Source organism: Caldimonas mangrovi (assembly GCF_023721835.1).
Lineage (GTDB): Bacteria > Pseudomonadota > Gammaproteobacteria > Burkholderiales > Burkholderiaceae_C > Caldimonas > Caldimonas mangrovi.
In genome coordinates this window covers 62,984-83,791 of record NZ_JAMKFE010000014.1, presented here as the reverse complement: position 1 = coordinate 83,791, position 20,808 = coordinate 62,984, and the positions used below count along the sequence as shown (strand labels likewise).

The following is a 20,808-nucleotide window of genomic DNA, read 5'->3' as shown; positions in this document are numbered from 1 at the left end:
CAGGCGAATCAGGCACTTGCGTGCAACGCCCGCCGCGCGCTGTGTCGATTTCAATCCAGACGGCGCCGAAGAATCAGCGTGAAATCGCTCGCAAACCCCGTCAAAGTCACGGCCTGCTGCCCGCTAGACTGCTGTCACGAAAACATGACAGCGTAAGGCTTTCGGTACACCATGCGCCTGCAAATCCATTTCGTCGACCGTGTCGGCATTGCACAGGAGATCCTGGCCGTGCTGGCGGCCCGTTCGCTCGATGTGGTCGCCGTCGAGGTCGACCCGCCCCACATCTACCTGGAGGCCCCCGGCCTGCAGCGCAGCGGCTATGCGCAGTTGCGCGCCGAGGTCGCGCGCGTGAAGGGCGTGCGCCGCGTCGCCGAAGTCGCGATGCTGCCCGGCGCACGCCGGCGCCTGTACCTCGACGCGGTGCTGGCGTCGCTGGCCGACCCGGTGCTGGCGGTCGACGACCACGGCACGGTGGTCGTCGGCAACCCGGCCGCGGCGCAGGCCAGCGGCCTGTCCGAGGACGAGCTTGCCGGCCGATCGCTGCACGAGCTGACCGGCGACGCACAGCTGGCCGCGGCGCTGGTCGAGCAGGGCTACCGGCTGCCCGTCAGCGAGGTGCAGGTCGGCGGGCAGCCCTACCTGCTGGAGACGGTGGCGCTGCACGAGGCCGGGGGCAGCGTCGCCGGTGCCGTGCTGACGCTGCATGCGCCGCAGCGCATCGGCGAACGGCTGAGCGCCTTGCAGAACTACAGCGCCGGCGGCTTCGAAGCCATCCTCGGCCCCTCGGTCGCGATCCGGCAGCTGAAGCAGCGAGCAGTGCGCGTGGCGCAGGTCGACGCGCCGCTGCTGATCCGCGGCGAGACGGGCACCGGCAAGGAGCTGGTCGCCCATGCCTGTCATGCCGGCAGCCGCCGCCACGGCCAGCCGTTCTTCGCGCTGAACTGCGCGGCGCTGCCCGAGAGCCTGGCCGAGAGCGAGCTGTTCGGCTATGCGCCCGGCGCCTTCACCGGTGCCTTGCGCGGCGGGCGACCGGGCTTGCTGGAGCTGGCCGACGGCGGCACGCTGTTTCTCGACGAGATCGGCGAGATGTCGCCCTACCTGCAGGCGAAGCTGCTGCGCTTCCTGAACGACGGCAGCTTCCGCCGTGTCGGGGGCGAGCGCGAATTGAAGGCCGACGTGCGCATCATCAGCGCGACGCATCGCTCGCTCGAAGACATGGTCGCGGCCGGCAGCTTCCGCCAGGACCTCCTGTTCCGGCTCGACGTGCTGCAGCTGGCCGTGCCGCCGCTGCGCGAACGGCCCGAAGACGTGCTGCCGCTGGCGCAGGTCTTCATCGAGCGCGCCTGCACCCAGGCCGGCCGCCCGCGCGCCCGCCTGAGCCGCGCTGCCGCCCAGGCGCTGCAGGCCAACCCTTGGCGCGGCAACGTGCGCCAGCTCCAGAACGTGATCTTCCGCGCCGTGACGATGAGCGACCGTTCGGTGATCGATGTGGACGACCTGGAGCTGGCCGATGCGGCCACGGCGCCGGCGATGGCCTTGGGCGACGACAGCATCGTCAGCCTGGACGACGCGGTGGCGCGCTTCGAACGTGCGCTGCTGCAGCGGCTGTGGCCGCAGTACCCGTCGACGCGCAAGCTGGCCGAGCGGCTGGGCACTTCGCATTCGGCGATTGCGGCGCGGCTGAGGAAGTACGACATCGCCGGCTGAGCGGGAGCCCTCTATCGCGAGCCGTGGCCCTCCAGGCGCGACAGTTCCAGCATGTTGTCGACCAAGCGAACCAGGTGCCAGCCGGCCGTTTCGATCTGCTCGACGTACATGCGCTTGGCGTCGAGATCGCTGTCCTCGAGTCGCTCGGCCAGCAGTTGGGCGAAGCCCAGCACGACATTGAGCGGCGTGCGCAGCTCGCGGCTCACCTGCGACAGGAAGGCCAGCTTGGCCTGGACGGCGGCTTCGGCGCGGTCGCGCTCCAGCTTCAGGCGTTCGGCTTCGCGGCGGTCGGTGAGGTCGGTCAGCGTGCCGACCGCGCGGGTGGCGCCCCCGTGCGCGTCGCGTTCGACGACCCGTCCGCGCGACAGCACCCAGCGGTAGCTGCCATCAGCGGCGCGCAGCCGGAACTCGGTCTCGTAGACAGGTGTGCGGCCGTCGATGTGCCCGTGCAAGGCGTCCAGCATCGCCGCCAGGTCGTCGGGATGCACCCGGGCGCGCCAGGTGGCAGTGGCGTCCGACGCGTCCGAGTCGCCATAGCCGAGCATCGCCTTCCATTGCGGCGGGTAGTGGACCGTTTCGTTGCGTATGTCCAGGTCCCAGACGCCGAAGGCCGCGCTCTGGACCGCCAAGCCCCAGCGCCGTTCGAGTAGCTGCAAGTCGGCCCGCATCGTGTACTGCCCGTTGACCGTGTGTGCCGACAATACCAGTGCCGCCGCCGGCGCACATCGGGGGCGCACCCGCCGCGACGACGATGAGCGGTCAGGCGGCCGGCCGTTGCGGGATGCGCAAGCCGCGTGCGACCGCCGGCCGGGCCACGAAGGCGGCCAGCACGCGGCGCACGTTGGGGAAACCGTCGATCCCGACCAGCTCGCCCGCCTCGTAGAAGCCGACCAGGTTGTTGACCCACGGCCAGGTCGCGATGTCGGCAATGGTGTAGTCGTCGCCCATCAACCACTGACGCCCGTTGAGCCGCTGCTCCAGCACACCCAGCAGCCGCTTCGCCTCGGCGATGTAGCGGTCGCGTGGGCGCTTGTCCTCGTAGTCGCGGCCGGCGAACTTGTGGAAGAAGCCCACCTGCCCGAACATCGGCCCGATGCCACCCATCTGGAACATCAGCCACTGGATCGATTCATAGCGGCGCGCCGGGTCGGCCGGCATCAGCTGACCGGTCTTGTCGGCCAGGTACAGCAGGATCGCGCCCGACTCGAACAGCGGCAGCGGCTCGCCCCCGGGGCCGTTCGGGTCCAGGATGGCCGGGATCTTGTTGTTCGGGTTCAGCGACAGGAACTCGGCCGACATCTGCTCGTTCGCATCGAAGCGCACCAGATGCGGCTCGTACGGCAGGCCGGTCTCTTCCAGCATGATCGACACCTTCACGCCGTTGGGCGTCGGCAGCGAATACAGCTGCAGCCTGTCGGGGTGCTGCGCGGGCCACTTCTGGGTGATGGCAAAGCGGGACAGGTCGGTCATGGCAGGCTTTCTCGGGGAAGAGGCAGTGGCTGGGCATTGTTGCGGCAGGCCCTTGCCGCGCGCGCCGGGGCGGCCGGTGGCCTTGCCGCCGGTGGGGCGAAGTGCGCGGCGGGCTGCAGGGTCCTGGCCACTCTGGCAGCCGGGGCGGCTGCAGGATCAGGGCCGGCCTGCGGTGAACTGCCCCGGCGTGATGCCGAAGGCGGCCCGGAAGCGCTTGGTCAGGTGGCTCTGGTCGACATAGCCCACGGCCGCGGCCACCGAGGCCGGCGCCTCGCCGGCCAGCAGCAGGCGGCGCGCTTCACGCAGCCGGGCGCGGGTCATGTAGGCATGCGGCGGCATGCCGACCTCGCGCGTGAACAGCCGCAGCAGCGCGAAGCGGCTCATGCCGCAGTGGGCGGCCAGCTGGCCCAGCGAGAGGTCGGCCGCGAATTGCTCGTCCAGCACCTGCCGTGCATAGCGCACCGCGGTGCAGCCGTTGCCGTCGTGCGGCGAGCGGCGCAGCGTGCCGGCCGCGTGCCTGGACAGCAGCGCGCGCAGCCCATGCAGCAACCGGCTTTCGAGCTCCAGCGTGTCCGGCCCCTCCGGCGTTTCGGTGCGGCGGTTGAAGGCGCACAGCCAGGCGGCCAGTTCCTCGTCGCGCACCACCGGGGTACGGAACAGCGGCAAGCTGTCGTGCGACTCGCCAGCGTCACGCAGGGCTTCGGACACCACCGCAGGGTCGAGATAGATCATGCGATAACGATAAGCGCCGTCGGCCGAGCGGCCGTCGTGCAAGTCGTCCGGGTTCACCAGGATCACCGAGCCGGGCAGCGACAGCCGTTGGCCGCCGCGGCAATGAAACGTCTGCACGCCCGATTCGATCGTGCCCACCGCGTATTCGTCGTGCGTGTGGCGGCTGTAGCTGTGGCGCTCGAAGCGCGCGCTGAAGCAGCTGACGCCGGCCAGGCCCTCGACACGCCAGTAGCGGCTGGCTTCCGTGTTCACAGGGCGCCCCATCGCCCCAGCGCCACCACCGCGATGCCGGCGGCCATCGCCAGCGGCAGGCTGCGGCTGGCCAGCATGGTCGCGGCCGTTGCCGCCGCGGCCACCCACTCTGGCGGGCCGCCGCTCAGCACGGCCGGCGCCACCAGCGACGCCATCACGCAGCCGGGCATGTGCTGCAGCGCCTGCGCCACGCGGCCCTGCTGCGGCAGCCGGCCGGCGAGCAGCAGGCCGCCGGCGCGGCAGCCCCAGGTGACGGCGGCCATCGCGAGGACGGCGATCAGGGTGTCGGTGCGCATGGAGGTGTCTTTTCGACCCGACGCACAGGCGCCCAGGCTCCCGCAATGCTGCCACACAGGCCGCCCACGACGATGTACCACTTGCCCGGCAGCCACGCATGCGCCAGCACCGCGGTGATGGCCGCCACCGCCCATGGCAGCAGCGTCGGGCGGCCGCGCCACAAGCCGAGCAGCAGCGCCAGAAAGCTGGCCGTGAACGCGAAATCGAGCCCGAAGCGCGCCGGGTCGCCCAGCCATGTGCCGGCCAGACGCCCGGCCACCGAGGACAGCAGCCACGCGCCGTAGACGAGCAAACCGCCGCCCAGCAGAAAGCCGACGCTGCCTCGGCCCTGCGCCAGCTCGGCCGAGGTCAGCGCCCAGTTCTCGTCGCTGATCCAGAACGCCGTCAACCAGCGCCGCCGTGCGGCTTCGCGTTCGAACATCGGGTACAGCGAGGCGCTCATCAGCACGAAGCGCAGGTTGACGATCAGGGTCGTGACGACGATGGGCCACAGCGGCAGTGCATGAGCGCCGCCGCCTTGCCAGAACCCGAGCGCAACGAACTGCGCCGCGCCCGCGAACACCGCGGCGCTCATCAGGCCGGTTTCCAACGGCGCCAGCCCTGCCTGGCCCGCCAGCGCCCCCCACACCAGCCCATAGGCGGCCACACCCAGCGCCAGCGGTGCGCTGCGTTGCATGCCGAGGCCGAAGCCGGGCGGCACCAGAGGCGGTCGAAAGGCGGACAGCTGACGCATGCGCGGATGATTCCGCGACGCGTGCGCGATGGCTTGTAAATTCGTGCGGCGCAGGCGGCTGCCGGACCAGGACCTCAGGCAGCCCCGGCGGCGGCTCAGGGCTTCTTGAACAGCTTCTCGTGCACCCACCCGGTGTTGGTCAGCACCAGCGCGTCCAGCGCCTTCACGGGTTCGGCAGCCGAAGCGGCATCGGCCTGCAACGCCTTCAGCACCGACGTCATTTCAGGCGCCTTTGCCCAGTCCGGCAGGCCGCTCACCGTGTAGGTGTAGCTGACGCGCGAGATGCGGTGGCCGAACATGTCCGCCGGCTCCGAGAACTGCGTGATGGCCGTGACGGTGGCGCGGCCGAAGCAGAAACCGCCGATGTCCTCTCCACGCAGCGTCTTCACGGCGTCGGGCTTGTAGAACTTGCGGCCTTCGTCGGTCAGGTCGAACGAACTCTTGACGACCACCTTCTTGCCGCCGCCCCACTGGGGGACTTCTTTGCGCGACGCTTCCTTCTCGACCAGCAGGCCCGCCCGGGCCATGGCCTGGAGGACCGCAGTGCTACCGCCGATGTCGAACTCGTTCGTCGTCGGGAACTGGCGGTTGAAGTAGCACTTGGGGTAGGCCGTGTCGAGATAGCTCTGGATCGCGGCTTCGAAGTTCTTCTCGCTCGCGGCCTTGGGGTCCGAGCATCCGGTGACGAGCGATGCAGCGGCGGCTGCCAGCGCAAGCAGGTAGCGCATGAAGGGTCCTCTCCTGTTTTTTGGAAGGCGCAAGGATAGCCGGGCCATGTCGCACGAACGTGCTGAGCCGACGCCGCGCGGTTCAACGCCAGATCCGGTAGAGCCAGTACCCCTCGTTGCACTGGATCTGGCGCAGCAGCTCGGACGGGCTGTGGCCGGTCACGTCGCGCGTCTCGCGGCAGAAGTGGGCCTGGTCGGCATAGCCTGCGCCGAGCGCCACCTCGGCCCAGCTGGTGTCGCCGGCGATCATCGGGTCGCGGTTCAGCGTGAAGGTCTGCTCGGCGCGCTGTAGCCGACGCAGGGTGCGCATCGGCTGCCCGGCCCAGGCCTTGATGCGGCGTTCGAGGTTGCGCATGCTGCGCCCCCAGCCGCTGGTTGCCAGGTACATGATCAGCGCCTGCAGCCCATCGCCCAGCGCCGTGCCCGGCGCGCGAGATTGTTCGCGGGCCTGGCGCAGCCTCGGTTCGAGGAATGCCTCGAGCAGGCGCACCCGGGCCTCGTCGTCGGGGGCGTGAAGCACCGCCTGTGTCATGTCCAGCCAGGCATCGTCGAACACCTGCTCCACCGGCGTGAGCCGGTCGGCGTGCGAAGCCAGGTCGAGCCCGGTGAGTGCGTGCGTGGCGGGCGACAGCAGCATCACCATGAAGGCGCGCACCGGCCCGGGGTTGTAGCTGACGCGAGGCTGGTTCTGTGGGCCGCCGAACACCACGCGCGCGATGCGACCGTCAGGCTCTGTCACCCGGCCCTGGGTCAGACACAGCGCCTCGCCCTCGATGAACCAGGTGATGCTGCAGAACGTGGTGGCCGGGAAGTGATTGAAGCGCTGCTCGTGCGGCAGCGGCGGCAGCACGGTGGTGTCGCGTGCGATGTAGGCGCGCACGCACGGGGCCAGCGCACGGCTCGGTGCGATCAGGCGAGCGGTGAGGGGCAGGGGCAGCGCCGGCATGCGCCTGCGAATGTAGCGCAGGGGTGCATTGACAAGGGGCTGCCACCCGGATGGGCGGTGTCGGCCGGCAACCGGCCGGGCGTGGCGGAATCGTTCAATACGGGCGACGCTGCATGGCCCCATGATGCGTCCCATGAATCCCACTCGCCCCCCCGGCCCTCGCGCCGGCCTGTTCGGGTTGCGCCTTGCCTCCCGCATGTTCAGGGACTACCCGGAATTCCACCGGCAACTGCAGCGCGATCACGGCGATGCGGCCTATTTTCGGCTGGGACGGTACCGCGACTATGTGTTCAGCGACCCGGAGCTGATCCGTGAAGTGCTGATGACCAAGGCACGGTCCTTCGTGCGCTGGCAGCGCAGCATGCGGGTGTTTGCACTGGCGCATGGCCAAAGCGTGCTGATCACCGAAGGCGGAGTGTGGCAACGCCAGCGCCGCATGCTGCAGCCCGGCTTCGCGCCGCGGCGCTTCGATGCCTATGCCCGCCAGATCGGAGACGCCTCGGCGCGTGCACTCGATGCCGTGCAGACCGACGGCCGCACGCCGATCGACTTCGAGCAGACGATGACGGCGCTGACGATGGACGTGATCATGCGCACGCTGTTCAGCAGCGAGGCGCCCGAGGACGCGGCAGCGGCCGGCGCCGCGGTGCAGGTGCTCAGCCGCGCGGCCCTCAACGAGATGTTCCTGCCTTTCGAGCTGCCCCAGTGGGTACCGCTGCCCTGGCGGCCGGCCACCCGGCGGGCGCTGCAGACCCTCGATGCGCTGGTGTGGCGGCTGCTGCGCGAGCGGCGTGCCCACCCGGGCGCGCACCAGGACCTGCTGGCGATGCTCATGTCCGCGGCCGACGAAGAGGACGGCGATGCCCGGCTGTCGGACCAGGAGGTGCGCGACCAGTGCATGACGATGTTCCTGGCCGGCCATGAAACCACCGCCACCGGCCTGGCATGGTGGGGCTGGGCGATGGCTTCGCATCCCGAGATCGCGCGCCGTGCGGCTGCCGAGGTCGACGCCGCGTTGGGCGGCCGCATCCCCGTGCACGGCGACCTGCCGCGCCTGCCCTATCTGATGCAGACCCTCAAAGAAACCCTCCGCCTGCGACCTCCGGCCGCCGCGCTGTTCACGCGCGAAGCGGTCGAAGACGTGCAGATCGGATCCTGGTTGCTGCCCAGGGGGTCTCTGGTGATGATCACGCCCTTTGTCGTGCACCACGACGAGCGCTGGTTCCCGTCTGCCGAACGCTTCGACCCCGACCGTTTCGCCCCCGAGCGTGCCGACTCGATACCGCGCGGCGCCTACCTCCCGTTCGGGGTGGGGCCGCGCGTGTGCATCGGCAACAACTTCGCCCTGATGGAAATGGCGCAGGTTGCCGCGATGCTGCTGCAACGCTTCGAGCTCGTGCGGCCGGCACATGCGCCCGAGCCGCACCCGCGCCTGCACGTCACGCTCAAGCCCGAAGGCGGCCTGCGACTGGTGCTGAGGCCCCGTTCTGCCGTCCGGTCGCAGGCGACCGGACTTGCCGGTATGGCAAGCTGTCCTCGCGTCCATGCGTGAGGAACAATTTCCACCCCTGGTCGACAACGGGAGATCGACAAGATGAAGCGATGGATCGGCAACTGGTTGATGGGCGTCGCGGTGTTGCACACCGGGTTCGCGGTGGTGGTGTACGGCGGCGTGTTGCGATCGATGGCGCAGCGCGGGGTGTTCAACACGGTCGGCGACGACCCGCTGACGGGCGCTGTCGCGTGGTTCGTGCTGTTCGGCATGCTGATGTTCGCCTGCGGCCTGGCGGTGGCCTCGCTCGAAAAAGCCGGTGCTCCGGTGCCCCGCGCGCTGGGCGGGTGTCTGCTGGCGCTGACCGTGCTCGGCGTGGTGCTGATGCCGGCCTCCGGCTTCTGGCTGGCCTTCCCTCCGGCGATCGCGCTGCTGGCGAGGGCGCGGTCCCGGCCGGCCGAAGGGGCGGATTTGCTCCTGCAGGGGCAGGCGCGCAGCGCCCAGGGTTCCTGATGGACGGTCTGCACCGCAGCCGGGTGCTGGCCTCGCCGTGGCCCGGCGTGTATGGCACGCACATCGACAGCAGCCGGCACTTCGGGCGCCACAGTCACGCGACCTACGGCATCGGCGTGCTCGAAGACGGCGCGCAGCGATCGGCCAGCGGGCAGGGCATCGTGGAGGCCCGCGCGGGCGATCTCATCGCCACCAACCCGGGCGAAGTGCATGACGGCCGGCCGCTCGGCGGCCCGTCGCGCCGCTGGCGCATGGTCTACCTCGAGCCGCCGGTGCTGGCAGCGATGGCTGGCGGCGGGGCCGCCGGGCAGGGCCTCGAACTCACCCGGCCGGTCATCCGCGACCCCCGGCTGACGCCAGCGCTGGTGCGCCTGCTCGACCGTGTCGCTGCATGGAACGGCGGCTCGCGCAGCCCTGCCGATGCGCTGGCGTGCGAGGAAGCGCTGGTGCACGCCTGCGGCCTGCTGCTTGCACGGCACGCCACCGCGGTGCTTCCCGACGACGCCGCCGCCGACGTGTCGGCGGTACGCGATCGACTGGCCGACGAACTGCTCGACCCACCGACGCTGGCCGAACTGGCGGCGATGGCCGGGCTCAGCCGGTACCAGTTGTTGCGGCGCTTCGCCAGGGTGCACGGCCTCACGCCGTATGCCTGGCTGTTGCAGCAGCGCGCGGAACGCGCCCGGCACCTGATCGGCAGCGGTGCGCCGCTCGTCGATGCCGCTGCGGCGGCCGGCTTTGCCGACCAGAGCCACATGACCCGGGTCTTCACGCGCCAGTTCGGCTTCACGCCCGGCGCATGGCAGCGCGGGGTCGCCGCACCGCAATAGCGTTCAAGACGCCGCGACCGCCCTTCGCGAGACTGCGTCTTCGTCGATTCGAAGGTGCGTCATGACGGAGTCTTCCCAAGGGCAGTGGCTGTGCAGCGCAGCGATGGTGCTGGTCGGCAGCACGGTGGTGGCCAGCAAGGTGATCGGACAGGACGTCGAGCCGTTTCTCGCCACGGCGCTGCGGCACGCGGCCGCGCTGCCGGTGTTCCTGCTGCTGATGGTCGGGACCGGCGCGCGCTTCGAACGCGTCGGCTGGCGCGATGCGGCCCTGCTGACGCTGCAGGCGGCGGCCGGCAGCGTCGGCTACACGGTGCTCCTGATCCAGGGGGTGACCTGGTCGAGCGCGGCCGACGCCGGCATCGTCGCCGGCACGCTGCCGGCGGTGTCGGCGCTGTTCGCCGCCGTGTTCCTCGGCGAGCGGCCCGGGCTGCGGCTGGCGTTCGCGATCGCACTCGCCACCGCCGGCGTGATGGCGGTCGCCGCGGCACCGGCGGGCCCGGCGCATGCGCCCACGCGGCTGCTCGGCATCGTCATGGTGCTGGCAGCGATCGGTTGCGAGGCGGTGTTCATCCTGGCCAACAAGCGGCTGTCGCGGCCGCTGCCGCCGCTCGCGCTGTCGACGCTGATGTGTGCCGGCGGGCTCGTGCTGTCGGCGCTGCCGGCGGCGCTCGCGATGCGCTCGTCACCCTCGGTGCTCAGCGTGCCGGCGCTGGCCGGCATCGTCTACTACGCCTGGGTGCCCACGGTCGGCGGCTTCCTGCTGTGGTATGCCGGCAGCGCACGCACCAGCGGCGCGCGTGCGTCGCTGGCCACTGCGTGGCTGCCGGTGTCTGCACTGCTGCTGTCGGCCGCGGTGCTGGCCGAGCCGGTGCGCCTGTGGCAGTGGGTCGGGCTGGGCTGCGTGCTCGCCGCGGTCTGGCTGGCCTCGCGCGACGGCACGCCCGCGCCGGCCGCCGCACTCAATGAAACAGCCGCTCGGTGAGTTCGCGGTTGCTGGCCTTGACCAGGTCCTTGTCGATCTCCTCGGTCACCGACTTCGCGACGTTGCCGCTGAGCGACTTGCGCAGTAGGCCCAGGAAGCGCGGCGCCGCGATGATGCGCAGCTCGTCGTAGCGGTGCTGCTGCTGCGCTTCTTCCAGTCTCTGCGCCACGCGCCGGGCGAATTCTTCGGCTTCGAGGTGCTGCTCGTCGACACCGGACGAGGTGGTGACGGAAGACGGCCCGCGCCGCCCGGCGCCGCCGGCCCGCCGGCCATGCGCGTCGTCGCGCAACTCGGCGCCCGCGGCATGTGCTTCGGGGTCGGTCATTTCCTCGACGCTTTCCAGTTCGTCGCCGTCGGCCGGCCACTGCAGCACGCGTGCGATGGCCTCGTCGGCGACGACTACCCAGGTTGTCTTCATGGCTACTCCTTGCGATGGGTCACCCCGCATACCGGCAAGCAGCGTGCGCGGGCCGCCGGGCGCAGCGTCAGTTGCGGAACTTCTGCGTCACCATCAGCCCGTGCATGCCGCCGTCCAGCACGCCGATGCCGACGCGGCCGAAGGCCGGCCGCAGGATGTTGGCGCGGTGGCCGGGCGAGTTCATCAACCCCTGGTGCGCCATCGGCAAGGTGCGCGCCAGCGCCAGGTTCTCGCCGGCGATCAGGAAGCGCACGCCGCCGGCGCGCATGCGGTCGAACGGGTCGCGCCCCTCCGGCGTGACGTGCGAGAAGAAGCCGCGGGCGAACATGTCGCGCGCATGCGCCCGCGCCACGCCGGTCAGCTCGGCGTCGGGCTTCAAGGGTGGCAGGCCGGCCTCGGCGCGCTCCTTGTTGAGCATCTCCAGCATGCGCGCTTCCAGGTCCGGGCGTGCGCGAGGCGCTTGCACCTGGAAAGGCAACTGGATCCTTTCGGTCGAGCCGGGCCTGACCGTCAGCCGTGTCAGCGTGCGCTGCACCGCATCGTCGAAGATGACCGCGAGCTTCGATTCGGCCCATTCCGCCGGCGCCGCCAGCCGCTGGGCGACGACGCTGTCGCGTGCCTGGGCCGACAAGCCGTCGAACAAGGGCACCGACAGCAGCAGCACCGCCACGATCGCGGCGTTGATCAGCCCGTTCGCCAGGCCCGGCACCAGGCCTGCCGCACGATTGGCGCCGTGCAGATGGGCTGCGTTTGGTGTGGCACGCACCACCTGGTGCGCCAGCGTGCCGAACAGTGCCCAGGCCAGCACATAACTCAGCACGAAGGCCACCGGTTGCGTCCACACGCCGAGCGACGGCACGGCTGCTTCCAGCCAGCTCGCCGGGTAGCGGTAGCCCCAGAACGCAGCGGCGACGCCGAGCACCAGCACGAGCAGCCCGGACGCCGAGACGACGAAGCCACGCCGCCAGCCGCTCCACAGGCCGAGCATCGCGACCAGCACCAGCCCCGCGTCTACGAGGTTGTAGTCTTCAAGTGACATCGGTCACCGCATAGCAAACGGCATGCGAGCGGCCCGGCCGCCTCAGCCGGCCTGGAACTGGCGCCGGTAGGCCGACGGTGAGACGCGCAGCGCCGCGGTGAAGTGCTGACGCGGCGATACCGCCGAGCCGTAGCCGCATTCGACGCCGATGGTCTCGACCGGAGGGTCGATTCGAGCAGACGTTGCGCCAGCGCGAGCCGCTGGTGCTGCAGCCACTGGCCGACACTGGTGCCGGTGGCGTCCCGGAACCGGCGAGTGAAGGTGCGACATGACCCACAACTGCGATGCGTCCACGGTGTTCGAGGCGGCGCACCGCGGGCTGACAGTCGAGTTCCTGTCGGACGCCAGCGGCGCGCTGCCGTATCACACAACGATGCGGGCGGCGCCAGCGCAGAGGAGATCCACCGCGCGTTCAGCGTCGTGATGCACAGCAACTTCGCCGCGGTGGCCACGACCGAGGCCTGGCTCGATGCCGTGCGGACCGGCCAGCCGCTGCCGCGCGGCCGGCTGCCAACGCGACCTTCTCGTCCGGCCGCACTCAGTAGCCGGCGGTGAAACGTTGCCGCACGTGCTGTGGCTGTTCGATCTCGTCGACGATCGCCACGGCGAGGTCGGCCACCGAGAGGCGCGCCGGCTGCTCGCCGTTCATCAGCACTTCGTCGCCGCCCAGGCGGAAGCGGCCGGTGCGTTCGCCGGGTTCCAGGAACACCGCGGGGGACACGAAGGTCCAGTCCAGCGAGCTTTGCTGGCGAATCAGGTTCAGCGCCTCGCGGGCAGCCAGGGCGCCCTGCTTCCACTGCTCGGGGAAGGTCGGCGTGTCGACCAGCTGCACGCCGGGCGCCACATAGAGGCTGCCGGCACCGCCGACCACCAGCAGGCGCTTGACGCCGGCACGCTGGACACCATCGAAGATCGCACGCGTGCCGCGCAGGAAGTTGTCGTGGATCTGCGGGTCGCTCCAGCCGGGGTTGTAGGCGCTGATCACCGCGTCGTGGCCGGCCACGGCGTCGGCCACCTGGGCCGCATCGAGCGCATCGGCCTGCACGACCGCGAGTCCCGGCTGCGACGCCAGCTTCTGCGGCTGGCGCGACAGGGCGGTGACGGCGTGGCCGCGTTGCAATGCTTCGGCCAGTACCGCGGAGCCGACGAATCCGGTGGGGCCGATCAGGGCGAGTTTCATGAAAGTCCTTTCCTGGGGGTGAAGGCAGGCGCTGCGCCTGCGAGAACCTGAACGATAGAGATCCAAGCGGAGCTGAACTAGACTGGTGAAATCACATTCTTTATTTAGAAAAACTGCATGATCGAGCAGCTCAAGCGCATGGCAGTGTTCGCGACCGTGGTCGAGCACGGCTCGATGAACGCGGCCGCCCGGTCGCTGGGCACCACGCCGTCGGCGGTGAGCCAGCAGGTGCGCGTGCTGGAGCGCGACATGGGCGTCACGCTGCTGCACCGCTCGACACGCAAGCTGCGGCTGACCGAGGCCGGCGAGCGTTTTCACGAAGGCTGCGCCGCCATGGTGGCGGCTGCGCGCCGGGCCGAGCAGCACCTGGCGCAGTTGCGCGACGCGCCGGTCGGCGAACTGCGGGTAGCGTCGCCGGTGGGTTTTGCACGCCACCTCGGTCCGGCGCTGGCGCCGATGCTGTCGGCCAACCCGGGGCTGACCGTTCACCTCGAGGTCGACGACGCGCTGATCGACCTCGTCGAGGCCCGCATCGACCTCGCGATCCGCTTCGGCCGGCTGCCCGATTCGACCTGGGTCGCGCAGCGGGTGGCGGCGATGGATCTGGCGGTGTGCGCGTCGCCGGCCTATCTCGCCCGTCATGGCGTGCCGACCACGCCACAGGAGCTGCTGCAGCACGAATGGCTGCGGCTGGTGCACCGCAGCTCGGGGCCGCATCTGGAACTGAGCGGCCCCGGGGGGGCCGTCGAGCGCCTGCGCGTGCAGTCGCGCGCGACCAGCAACAACCAGCTCTCGTTGCAGCAACTGTGCGAGGCCGGGCTGGGGCTGGCGGTGCTCGGCGTGCAGGATGTCGAGGCGTCGCTGCGCAGCGGGGCGCTCGTGGTCGTGCTGCCGTCATGGCGCCCGGCCTCGCTGCCCGTGTATGCCGTCACGCCCCGGCGCGATACGCAGCCGGCAAAGGTGCGGCATGCGATTGCAGCCTTGCAGAACTACCTGAGCGGGTATGGCGCCGGCTCGCTGTGGCTGGCGCCGCGGAGCGCGTAGGATGGCCGGCATGCGTCGCCCCCTGCTCGCACTGTTCCTTCTTGCCGTGCTGCTGATGCCGCCGCTCGCGCTCGCGCAGAGCGCGTGGCTGTTCGGCGAGCGTCACGATCACGCCGACCATCAGCGGCAGACGGCTGTCGCGGTGCAGCGGCTCGCCGCGCAGGGCCGCCTGCACGCGCTGGTGCTCGAGATGGCCGAGCGCGGCCGCAGCACCAGCGGCCTCGGCGCCGACGCGGCCGAGACCGCGGTGCGTGACGCGCTGGCCTGGAACGAGGCGGGCTGGCCCTGGCAGCGTTATCGCGACGTCGTGATGAACGCGGTGCGCGCCGGCGTGCCGGTGTACGGTGGCAACCTGCCGCGTTCGCTGCTGCGCGAGGCCATGCAGCAACCGCGCTGGGACCAACTGGTCCCCCCCGAGGCACATGCGCGGCTGTTGGAGGCCGTGCGCGAAGGCCACTGCAACCTGCTGCCCGAAGCGCAGCTCGTGCCCATGGTGCGCATGCAGATCGCGCGCGACTTCAGCCTCGCACAAGCCCTGGCCGGTGCCGCCGCCGGCGCGCAGCCCGAGGCCATCGTCCTGATGCTCGCCGGTGCCGCGCATGCTTCGCAAGAGACCGGCGTGCCGCTGCATCTGGGCACGCTGGCCGTGCCGCTGCAGGTCCGCAGCATCGGCTATGCGTCGTCCTATTCCGAGGGCGCTGAACCGGGCTTCGACGAGTGGCGACCGGCGCAGGCCGAGCCGCCGCAGGACCACTGTGCCGCGCTGCGCGAGCGCGGCATGCCGGCCGTCACCGTTCCCGCCGCTTCCGCTTCCACACCGCGATGACGAATACCGCCTCTCCCGCCGGCCCGCTGCAAGGCCTCAAGGTGCTCGAACTCGGGCAACTGATTGCCGGGCCTTTCGCCGCCAAGACGCTGGCCGACTTCGGTGCCGAGGTGATCAAGATCGAGCCGCCCGCGAGCTCGACCGCGTCCGGCGGCGACCCGCTGCGCCAGTGGCGCCTGCTGCACGAGGGCACCAGCGTGTGGTGGCAGGTGCAGTCGCGCAACAAGAAGAGCGTGACGCTGGACTTGCGGCAGCCCGAGGCGCGCGAGATCGTGCGCCGCCTGATCGACGAGGCGGACATCCTGGTTGAGAACTTCAAGCCTGGCGTGATGGAAGGCTGGGGCCTCGGCTATGACGAGTTGAGCCGCAGCAACCCGGGGCTGGTGATGCTGCGCATCAGCGGTTACGGGCAGACCGGGCCCTACAAGGACCGCCCCGGTTTTGGGGTGGTGGCCGAGGCGATGGGCGGCCTGCGCTACCTGACCGCCGAGCCCGGCCGCGTGCCGGTGCGCGTGGGCGTCAGCATCGGTGACACGCTGGCGTCGCTGCATGGTGTGATCGGCGTGCTGATGGCGTTGCAGCATCGCCATCGCAGCGGCCGCGGCCAGGTGGTCGACGTGGCGCTGTACGAAGCGGTGTTCAACTGCATGGAAAGCCTGCTGCCCGAGTACAGCGCGTTCGGCACCGTGCGCGAGCCGGCCGGCTCGGCGCTGCCCGGCATCGCACCGAGCAATGCCTATGCATGCACCGACGGCTGGGTGCTGGTCGCCGGCAACGGCGACTCAATCTTCAAGCGCCTGATGAGCGCGATCGGCCGGGACGATCTCGGCCGCGACCCGGCGCTGTCCAGCAACGTCGGTCGCGTGCAACGGGTGCAGGAGATCGACGGCGCCATCGGCGCCTGGACCGCAAGCCGTACCGTGGCCGAGGTGCTGGACGCGCTGACCGCGGCCAATGTGCCGGCCGGGCGCATCTACAGCGCGAAGGACATCGCCGAGGACCCGCACTACCGTGCCCGCGGCATGTTGCAACGGGTCATCAGCGCAGAGGGCTTGAGCGTCGAGGTGCCGGGCGTGGTGCCGGTCCTCAGCGAGACACCCGGCGGCATCGCTCGCCGTGCGCCCCGGCTGGGCGAGGACACCGCGGCCGTGCTGCACCAGGTCGGCGTTACACCTGAGCAACTACAACAGTTGCGCGACCGGGGTATCGTCTGAACGTATGACGCAGGCGCCGGCCACCTGCAAAGCCGCAAGGCCGTTCGCGGCCGAACGCCATTGATGCCGATCGGTTGACGGCCCAGTGGGCTTGACGTCTGCCCGCATCGTTCGGGCGTGGCCTGTGCCGCTCGCCCCCAAGGAGCGAACCGTGAAGCTGCTGGACCCCACCATACAAAGCGCCACCGCCCTCGTGGTGGACGCCAACCCGACGTCCCGCAGCATTCTCACGACGATGCTGCGCGAGTTCGGCATTTCCCACATCACGCAGACGAGCCGCGCCACTGAAGCGCGCAAAGTGCTGGAGAACCGCCACTTCGACATCGTGCTGTGCGAGTACGAGTTCGAGAACGAGCCGATGACCGGCCAGGACCTGCTCGACGATCTGCGGCTGGCGAACCTGCTGCCGCTGTCGAGCGTGGTGGTGATGATCTCCGGCGAGGCCGGCTACGCGCATGTGGCCGAAGCGGCCGAGGCGGCACTCGACGCGTACCTGATCAAGCCGCACACCGAGCAGGCGCTGCGCGAGCGGCTGGTGCAGGCCCGCCAGCGCAAGCAGTCGCTGCGCGACATCCTGACTCACGTCGAGGCCGAGCAGTTCCTCGAGGCGGCCGAGCTGTGCCAGGTGCGCTTCGACACGCACGGGCCCAACTGGGTGCATGCAGCACGCATCGGTGCCGAGCTGTGGCTGCGCCTGGGCAAGCCGCATGCGGCGCAGAAGATGTTCTCGGCGATCCTGCAGGTGCGTGCCTTGCCGTGGGCGCGCCTGGGACTGGCGCGCACGCAGTACGAGGCGGGCGGGGCCTTCCAGGCGCGCCGCACGCTCGAGAGCCTGCTGACCGAGCAGCCCGGGTATGCCGACGCCTACGACGTCATGGGCCGGGTGCTGCTCGACGAAGGCGAGTCCGACAAGGCGATCGACTGCCTGCGGCGTGCCAGCGGGCTGACGCCCGGCAGCGTCGCCCGGCACGTGAAGCTGGGGCTGCTGGCGTTCTACTACGGCGACCCGAAGGAAGCGGCGGACGCACTGCAGAAGGCGAGCCGGCTCGGGCTGCACTCCAAGGTGTTCGATCTGCAAGGGCTGGTGCTGCTGGGCACGCTGCAGTTCGACGCGGGCGAGACGCTGAACCTGAAGCGCTCGCTCGACAGCATGGTGGTGGCGCGCCAGCAGGCACCGCAAAGCCCGCGGCTGCGCCGCTTCGAGGCGGTGCTGTCGGCGCTGCTGCATCTGTCGCGTCGCGAGGTGGGCGAAGCGGTCGCCGGCGTCCGGCGCCTGGTGGACGAGATCCGGGAGCCGAACTTCGAATTCGAGGCTGCGACCAACCTGCTGATGTTGCTGTCGCGCCTGCACGTCACCGAGGTCCGGCTCGAGGACGCCGAGCACCAGGTCGACCTGCTGGCGCGCCGCTTCGCGGTGTCGCGCACCACCACCGAGCTGCTCGGCTGCGCGGTGCGCGGGCGGGAGGTCTTCCTGAACATCCTGCGGCAAGCCTATGCCGATGTGTCGAGCGCGGCCGAAGAAGCGGTCAGCTACAGCATCGAAGGCAAGCCCCGCGAGGCGGTCGTGGCGCTGCTGGCGCATGCGAAGAAGACGCTCAACGCAAAGCTGATCGACATGGCCAGCCACACGCTCGAGCGCCATCATCGCGCCATTGCCGACGCGCAGATGCTGGCGATGGAAGTGAACGAACTGCACCGCCAATACCGCAGCTACGGTACGCAGGTGCACCTCAGCCGTGTCGACGACCCGCGCACGATGGCGTCGGCCGCCCGCAGCCGCTGAGGCACCGGGCGCGGCGTTCGTTCAGTCTGCGTTGTCGCGCTTCAGGTCGCGGAAGGCCGCGAACAGCCAGGAGCGCATGCCGATCACCAGCGTGTACGGCGCGCGCTGCGCCGCCGGCAGTTTCTGGTCGGCCAGGTGTTGGTGCGCGAAGTCCTGCGCCACGCGCTGCAACCGCTCGTTGAACAGGTTGGCCAGGCTCTTGCCGATCTGGCCGTGCACCAGCGTCAGCATCTCGCCTTCTCCATCGAAGCCCCCGCTGTAGTAGTCGTCGACCACCTGTTCGCGGAAGTACTGCATCACCGGTCCGTGCGGACGCCAGCGGAATCCCTTGGCGACCTTCAGGCGGTAGCGGTTCATCGGCTTGAGTTCGATGATGCCGACGCGGTCCAGCTGGGCCAGGTATTTCACGCCCTCGGCTTCAGTGAAGGTGTATGTCGACAGGATCTGCTCGAAGGTCCATTGGCTCAGGCAGCAGATCGCCACCAGCATCAGGCGGCGGTCGGCCACGACGGCCTTCTCCTGCTCCAGCGTCAGTTCGCGCCGCAGCGGCTGCGCGTCGGCCACCTTGCGTGCCAGGTCGGCGAAGTCGAGCTTCAGCACGCGGCAGATCTCGTCGATGCGCGACAGCGGCATGTCGCCCTTGGCGAAGATGCGCTTGATGCTCGACTCGGCCATGCCGAGCTGCGGTGCCAGTTCGGCGTAGGTGATGCCGGCCGCCTTCAGTTCGGCCTTCAGCGCGTTGACGAGGTCCAGGGTCGTGCTCATGGCACGCGATGCTACTGCGTCGGCTTCGCCTCGTGTGCGGCCCACAGCGCCAAACCCATCATCAGCACGCCGATCCATTGCGCCGGTGCCAGCCACCTGCCATACACGGCAGCGTCAAAGACGATGGCGCTGATCGGGTAGACGAACTGCAGCAGCGCCACCTGTGCGGCCTGCAGGCGCCGCATGCCGGCATAGAGCACCACATAGGCCAGGGCGGTGTGCACGACGCCCAACCCGGCCAGCCAGGCCCATGCCGGGGATGCAGCGGGCCAGCCGTGCCACCACGGCCACCCAGCCAGCAGCACCGTGCCAACCAGACACTGCCAGCTCGCGAGCGCGAAGGAACCGATGCGGCGGTCGAGCTTCGCCAGCAGCGTCACGGCGGCGTAGCTCAACGAGCCGCCGAGCGCGCACGCCAGCCCAGTGAGGAAGCCGGCGTCCAGCGGGCGCCCGGTGCCCCCCGCCAGCCCAGTGGCCAGCACCAGGCCGGCCAGCGCGACCGCCACCGCCGCCAACCGTCGCGGCGAGACCGGCTCGCCGAGCCACAGCATGCCGAAGACCATCACCCAGACCGGCTGCACGTGGAAGGCCACCGTGGCGACCGCGATCGACGTGCGCGGGATGGCCGCGAAGAACAGGCCCCAGTTGAACACCACCAGCATGCCCACGGTAAGGGCGACCGCCAGCGCGCGTCCGCGCAGCCGCAGTTCCTGCAACTGGCCGCTCCATGCGCCCCAGGCCAGCAACGCCAGCACGCCGAATGCGCAGCGGAACCATACGGCGGTCAACGGGTGCTGGCCGGCCTCTTCGATGAAGACGCCCAGCGTGCCGAGCAGCACCCCGCCGGCAGCCATCAACGCCGTGCCGCGGGTGCTGTCGCTCCATTCGGTGCGGCCCGGCCGCCGTGCATTCGCGAAGTCCATGCCGGCACTTTGCCGTTCGTCCATGCATATGAAAAGCGCATACTTCGAAGAAATTCCATTCGACGATCGAATTGATGGACTCCTCCGATCTGCAGCTCGACTGGCTGCGAGCCTTTGTCTCGGTGGTCGACGCCGGGACGCTGACCGCCGCGGCGCCCCTGGTGCACCGCTCGCAGTCGGCGCTCAGCATGCAGTTGAAAAAGCTCGAGCAGGCCGTCGGCGCACCGGTGCTGACGCGCGACGCACGCCATGTAGCGCTCACCGCCACCGGCCGGCAACTGCTGCCGCACGCCCGTCGCATCCTCGAAGCGCACGCCGAGGCCCAACAGGCGCTGCGCGGGCCCTCGGTCACCGGCCGCGTCACGCTCGGCGTACCAGACGACTACGCGGTGGCCTACCTGGCGCCGGTGCTGCGCACCTTCGCGGCCCGGCACCCGGGCGTCGAGATCTCGCTGATCTGCGAGCAGTCGACTGCACTGCTGCCGCGGCTGCATCGGGCCGAAATCGACCTGGCGCTCGTCTCGCGCGACCGCCCCGGGCGCGGCACGCTGCTGTTTCGCGAGCCGCTGGTGTGGGTGGGTGCCGCCGCGTACGAAGCCTGGCGGCGCGAGCCGTTGCCGGTCGCCGTCTACGAGGCGGGCAGCCGTGCGCGCAAGGACGCACTGGCCGCGCTCGCGATGCAACGGCGGGCGTACCGGCTGGTCTACAACAGCTCCAGCCTGGCGGGCCAGATCGCGGCGGTGGAAAGCGGCCTGGCGGTCGCCGTGCTCACGCGCTGCAGCGTGCCGCCGCACCTGGTGCAACTCGACGCGCGGCATGGTCTGCCGTCGCTGCCCGAGCTGGAGGTGGCCGTCGTGCGCAGCCGGGCCTCGGCGCGCTCGACGGCAGCGAATGCGATGGAGGAACAGTTCACCCGCACGCTGGCGCGGTAGAG

The 20,808-nt window shown here is 70.3% G+C and carries 22 protein-coding genes and 2 pseudogenes; 11 read left to right on the top strand and 13 right to left on the bottom strand.

What is annotated here, in order from left to right:
- Positions 1-171 precede the first annotated feature (171 nt).
- On the top strand, positions 172-1,707 hold the full coding sequence (locus M8A51_RS20035) for a sigma-54-dependent transcriptional regulator (protein WP_251780305.1): 1,536 nt from the start codon (positions 172-174) through the stop codon (positions 1,705-1,707).
- Between the two features lie 11 nt (positions 1,708-1,718).
- On the opposite strand, the gene M8A51_RS20030 is transcribed toward M8A51_RS20035, so the two are convergent.
- The 7 genes from M8A51_RS20030 to M8A51_RS20000 form a co-directional block, all read right to left on the bottom strand.
- The gene (locus M8A51_RS20030; RefSeq protein ID WP_251780304.1) at positions 1,719-2,363 is read right to left on the bottom strand and encodes a PAS domain-containing protein; all 645 of its coding nucleotides are present in this window, start codon (positions 2,361-2,363) and stop codon (positions 1,719-1,721) included.
- 103 nt (positions 2,364-2,466) lie between these two features.
- Positions 2,467-3,177, bottom strand: coding sequence for a glutathione binding-like protein (locus tag M8A51_RS20025; protein WP_251780303.1), 711 nt, complete (start codon positions 3,175-3,177; stop codon positions 2,467-2,469).
- A 156-nt stretch (positions 3,178-3,333) separates the two neighbouring features.
- Positions 3,334-4,161: an AraC family transcriptional regulator gene (locus M8A51_RS20020; protein WP_251780302.1), complete on the bottom strand. Its 828-nt coding sequence runs from the start codon at positions 4,159-4,161 to the stop codon at positions 3,334-3,336.
- Complete coding sequence (locus tag M8A51_RS20015; RefSeq protein ID WP_251780301.1) at positions 4,158-4,457, bottom strand: AzlD family protein; 300 nt, start codon at positions 4,455-4,457, stop codon at positions 4,158-4,160. The genes M8A51_RS20020 and M8A51_RS20015 overlap by 4 nt, the downstream gene beginning before the upstream one ends.
- Positions 4,439-5,191, bottom strand: a complete 753-nt coding sequence (locus M8A51_RS20010) for an AzlC family ABC transporter permease (RefSeq protein WP_251780300.1) — start codon at positions 5,189-5,191, stop codon at positions 4,439-4,441. Before M8A51_RS20010 ends, M8A51_RS20015 begins: the two co-directional genes overlap by 19 nt.
- A gap of 95 nt (positions 5,192-5,286) precedes the next feature.
- Positions 5,287-5,919: a hypothetical protein gene (locus M8A51_RS20005; protein WP_251780299.1), complete on the bottom strand. Its 633-nt coding sequence runs from the start codon at positions 5,917-5,919 to the stop codon at positions 5,287-5,289.
- 82 nt (positions 5,920-6,001) lie between these two features.
- Positions 6,002-6,865, bottom strand: a complete 864-nt coding sequence (locus M8A51_RS20000; protein ID WP_251780298.1) for a helix-turn-helix domain-containing protein — start codon at positions 6,863-6,865, stop codon at positions 6,002-6,004.
- Between the two features lie 133 nt (positions 6,866-6,998).
- On the opposite strand from M8A51_RS20000, the gene M8A51_RS19995 reads away from it, so the two are divergent.
- The 4 genes from M8A51_RS19995 (at position 6,999) to M8A51_RS19980 (ending at position 10,682) form a co-directional block, all read left to right on the top strand.
- A complete protein-coding gene (locus M8A51_RS19995) occupies positions 6,999-8,417 on the top strand; it encodes a cytochrome P450 (RefSeq protein ID WP_251780297.1) in 1,419 nt (472 codons plus the stop codon).
- A gap of 42 nt (positions 8,418-8,459) precedes the next feature.
- Positions 8,460-8,870: a DUF6463 family protein gene (locus M8A51_RS19990; protein ID WP_251780296.1), complete on the top strand. Its 411-nt coding sequence runs from the start codon at positions 8,460-8,462 to the stop codon at positions 8,868-8,870.
- Positions 8,870-9,700 carry a helix-turn-helix domain-containing protein gene (locus tag M8A51_RS19985; protein WP_251780295.1) on the top strand — a complete coding sequence of 277 codons (831 nt, stop codon included), beginning with the start codon at positions 8,870-8,872 and terminating at the stop codon, positions 9,698-9,700. Before M8A51_RS19990 ends, M8A51_RS19985 begins: the two co-directional genes overlap by 1 nt.
- Positions 9,701-9,761: 61 nt before the next feature.
- Positions 9,762-10,682, top strand: a complete 921-nt coding sequence (locus M8A51_RS19980) for a DMT family transporter (protein ID WP_251780294.1) — start codon at positions 9,762-9,764, stop codon at positions 10,680-10,682.
- Here M8A51_RS19980 and M8A51_RS19975 read toward each other — a convergent pair.
- The 3 genes and pseudogenes from M8A51_RS19975 to M8A51_RS19965 all read right to left on the bottom strand — a co-directional run.
- Complete coding sequence (locus M8A51_RS19975) at positions 10,660-11,100, bottom strand: host attachment protein (RefSeq protein WP_251780293.1); 441 nt, start codon at positions 11,098-11,100, stop codon at positions 10,660-10,662. The two genes, M8A51_RS19980 and M8A51_RS19975, sit on opposite strands and share 23 nt — an antisense overlap.
- A 67-nt stretch (positions 11,101-11,167) precedes the next feature.
- Positions 11,168-12,139 carry a CvpA family protein gene (locus M8A51_RS19970; protein WP_251780292.1) on the bottom strand — a complete coding sequence of 324 codons (972 nt, stop codon included), beginning with the start codon at positions 12,137-12,139 and terminating at the stop codon, positions 11,168-11,170.
- Between the two features lie 42 nt (positions 12,140-12,181).
- Positions 12,182-12,411, bottom strand: a pseudogene (locus tag M8A51_RS19965) (helix-turn-helix domain-containing protein); the annotation flags it as partial.
- On the opposite strand from M8A51_RS19965, the pseudogene M8A51_RS19960 reads away from it, so the two are divergent.
- A pseudogene (locus M8A51_RS19960) lies at positions 12,408-12,694 on the top strand (cysteine hydrolase); the annotation flags it as partial. The pseudogenes M8A51_RS19965 and M8A51_RS19960 sit on opposite strands and share 4 nt — an antisense overlap.
- Here the strand turns inward: M8A51_RS19960 and M8A51_RS19955 are convergent.
- Positions 12,678-13,319 carry an NAD(P)-dependent oxidoreductase gene (locus tag M8A51_RS19955; RefSeq protein ID WP_251780291.1) on the bottom strand — a complete coding sequence of 214 codons (642 nt, stop codon included), beginning with the start codon at positions 13,317-13,319 and terminating at the stop codon, positions 12,678-12,680. The pseudogene M8A51_RS19960 and the gene M8A51_RS19955 sit on opposite strands and share 17 nt — an antisense overlap.
- Before the next feature lie 120 nt (positions 13,320-13,439).
- Here M8A51_RS19955 and M8A51_RS19950 point away from each other — a divergent pair, with 120 nt between their 5' ends.
- The 4 genes from M8A51_RS19950 to M8A51_RS19935 all read left to right on the top strand — a co-directional run bounded on the left by M8A51_RS19950 (position 13,440) and on the right by M8A51_RS19935 (position 18,186).
- The gene (locus M8A51_RS19950) at positions 13,440-14,363 is read left to right on the top strand and encodes a LysR family transcriptional regulator (RefSeq protein ID WP_251780377.1); all 924 of its coding nucleotides are present in this window, start codon (positions 13,440-13,442) and stop codon (positions 14,361-14,363) included.
- 10 nt (positions 14,364-14,373) lie between these two features.
- Entirely contained in the window at positions 14,374-15,189 is an 816-nt protein-coding gene (locus M8A51_RS19945) for a ChaN family lipoprotein (protein WP_251780290.1), read from the top strand.
- Positions 15,186-16,403, top strand: coding sequence for a CaiB/BaiF CoA transferase family protein (locus tag M8A51_RS19940; protein ID WP_251780289.1), 1,218 nt, complete (start codon positions 15,186-15,188; stop codon positions 16,401-16,403). Before M8A51_RS19945 ends, M8A51_RS19940 begins: the two co-directional genes overlap by 4 nt.
- 151 nt (positions 16,404-16,554) lie before the next feature.
- Entirely contained in the window at positions 16,555-18,186 is a 1,632-nt protein-coding gene (locus M8A51_RS19935) for a response regulator (RefSeq protein ID WP_251780288.1), read from the top strand.
- Between the two features lie 21 nt (positions 18,187-18,207).
- Here the strand turns inward: M8A51_RS19935 and M8A51_RS19930 are convergent, their stop codons facing one another.
- Positions 18,208-18,951, bottom strand: a complete 744-nt coding sequence (locus M8A51_RS19930; RefSeq protein WP_251780287.1) for a helix-turn-helix domain-containing protein — start codon at positions 18,949-18,951, stop codon at positions 18,208-18,210.
- 11 nt (positions 18,952-18,962) lie between these two features.
- Positions 18,963-19,874: a DMT family transporter gene (locus M8A51_RS19925; protein ID WP_251780286.1), complete on the bottom strand. Its 912-nt coding sequence runs from the start codon at positions 19,872-19,874 to the stop codon at positions 18,963-18,965.
- A 74-nt stretch (positions 19,875-19,948) separates the two neighbouring features.
- Between M8A51_RS19925 and M8A51_RS19920 the strand changes: the two genes are divergently transcribed.
- Positions 19,949-20,806 carry a LysR family transcriptional regulator gene (locus M8A51_RS19920; protein WP_251780285.1) on the top strand — a complete coding sequence of 286 codons (858 nt, stop codon included), beginning with the start codon at positions 19,949-19,951 and terminating at the stop codon, positions 20,804-20,806.
- The last annotated feature ends 2 nt before the right edge of the window (positions 20,807-20,808 follow it).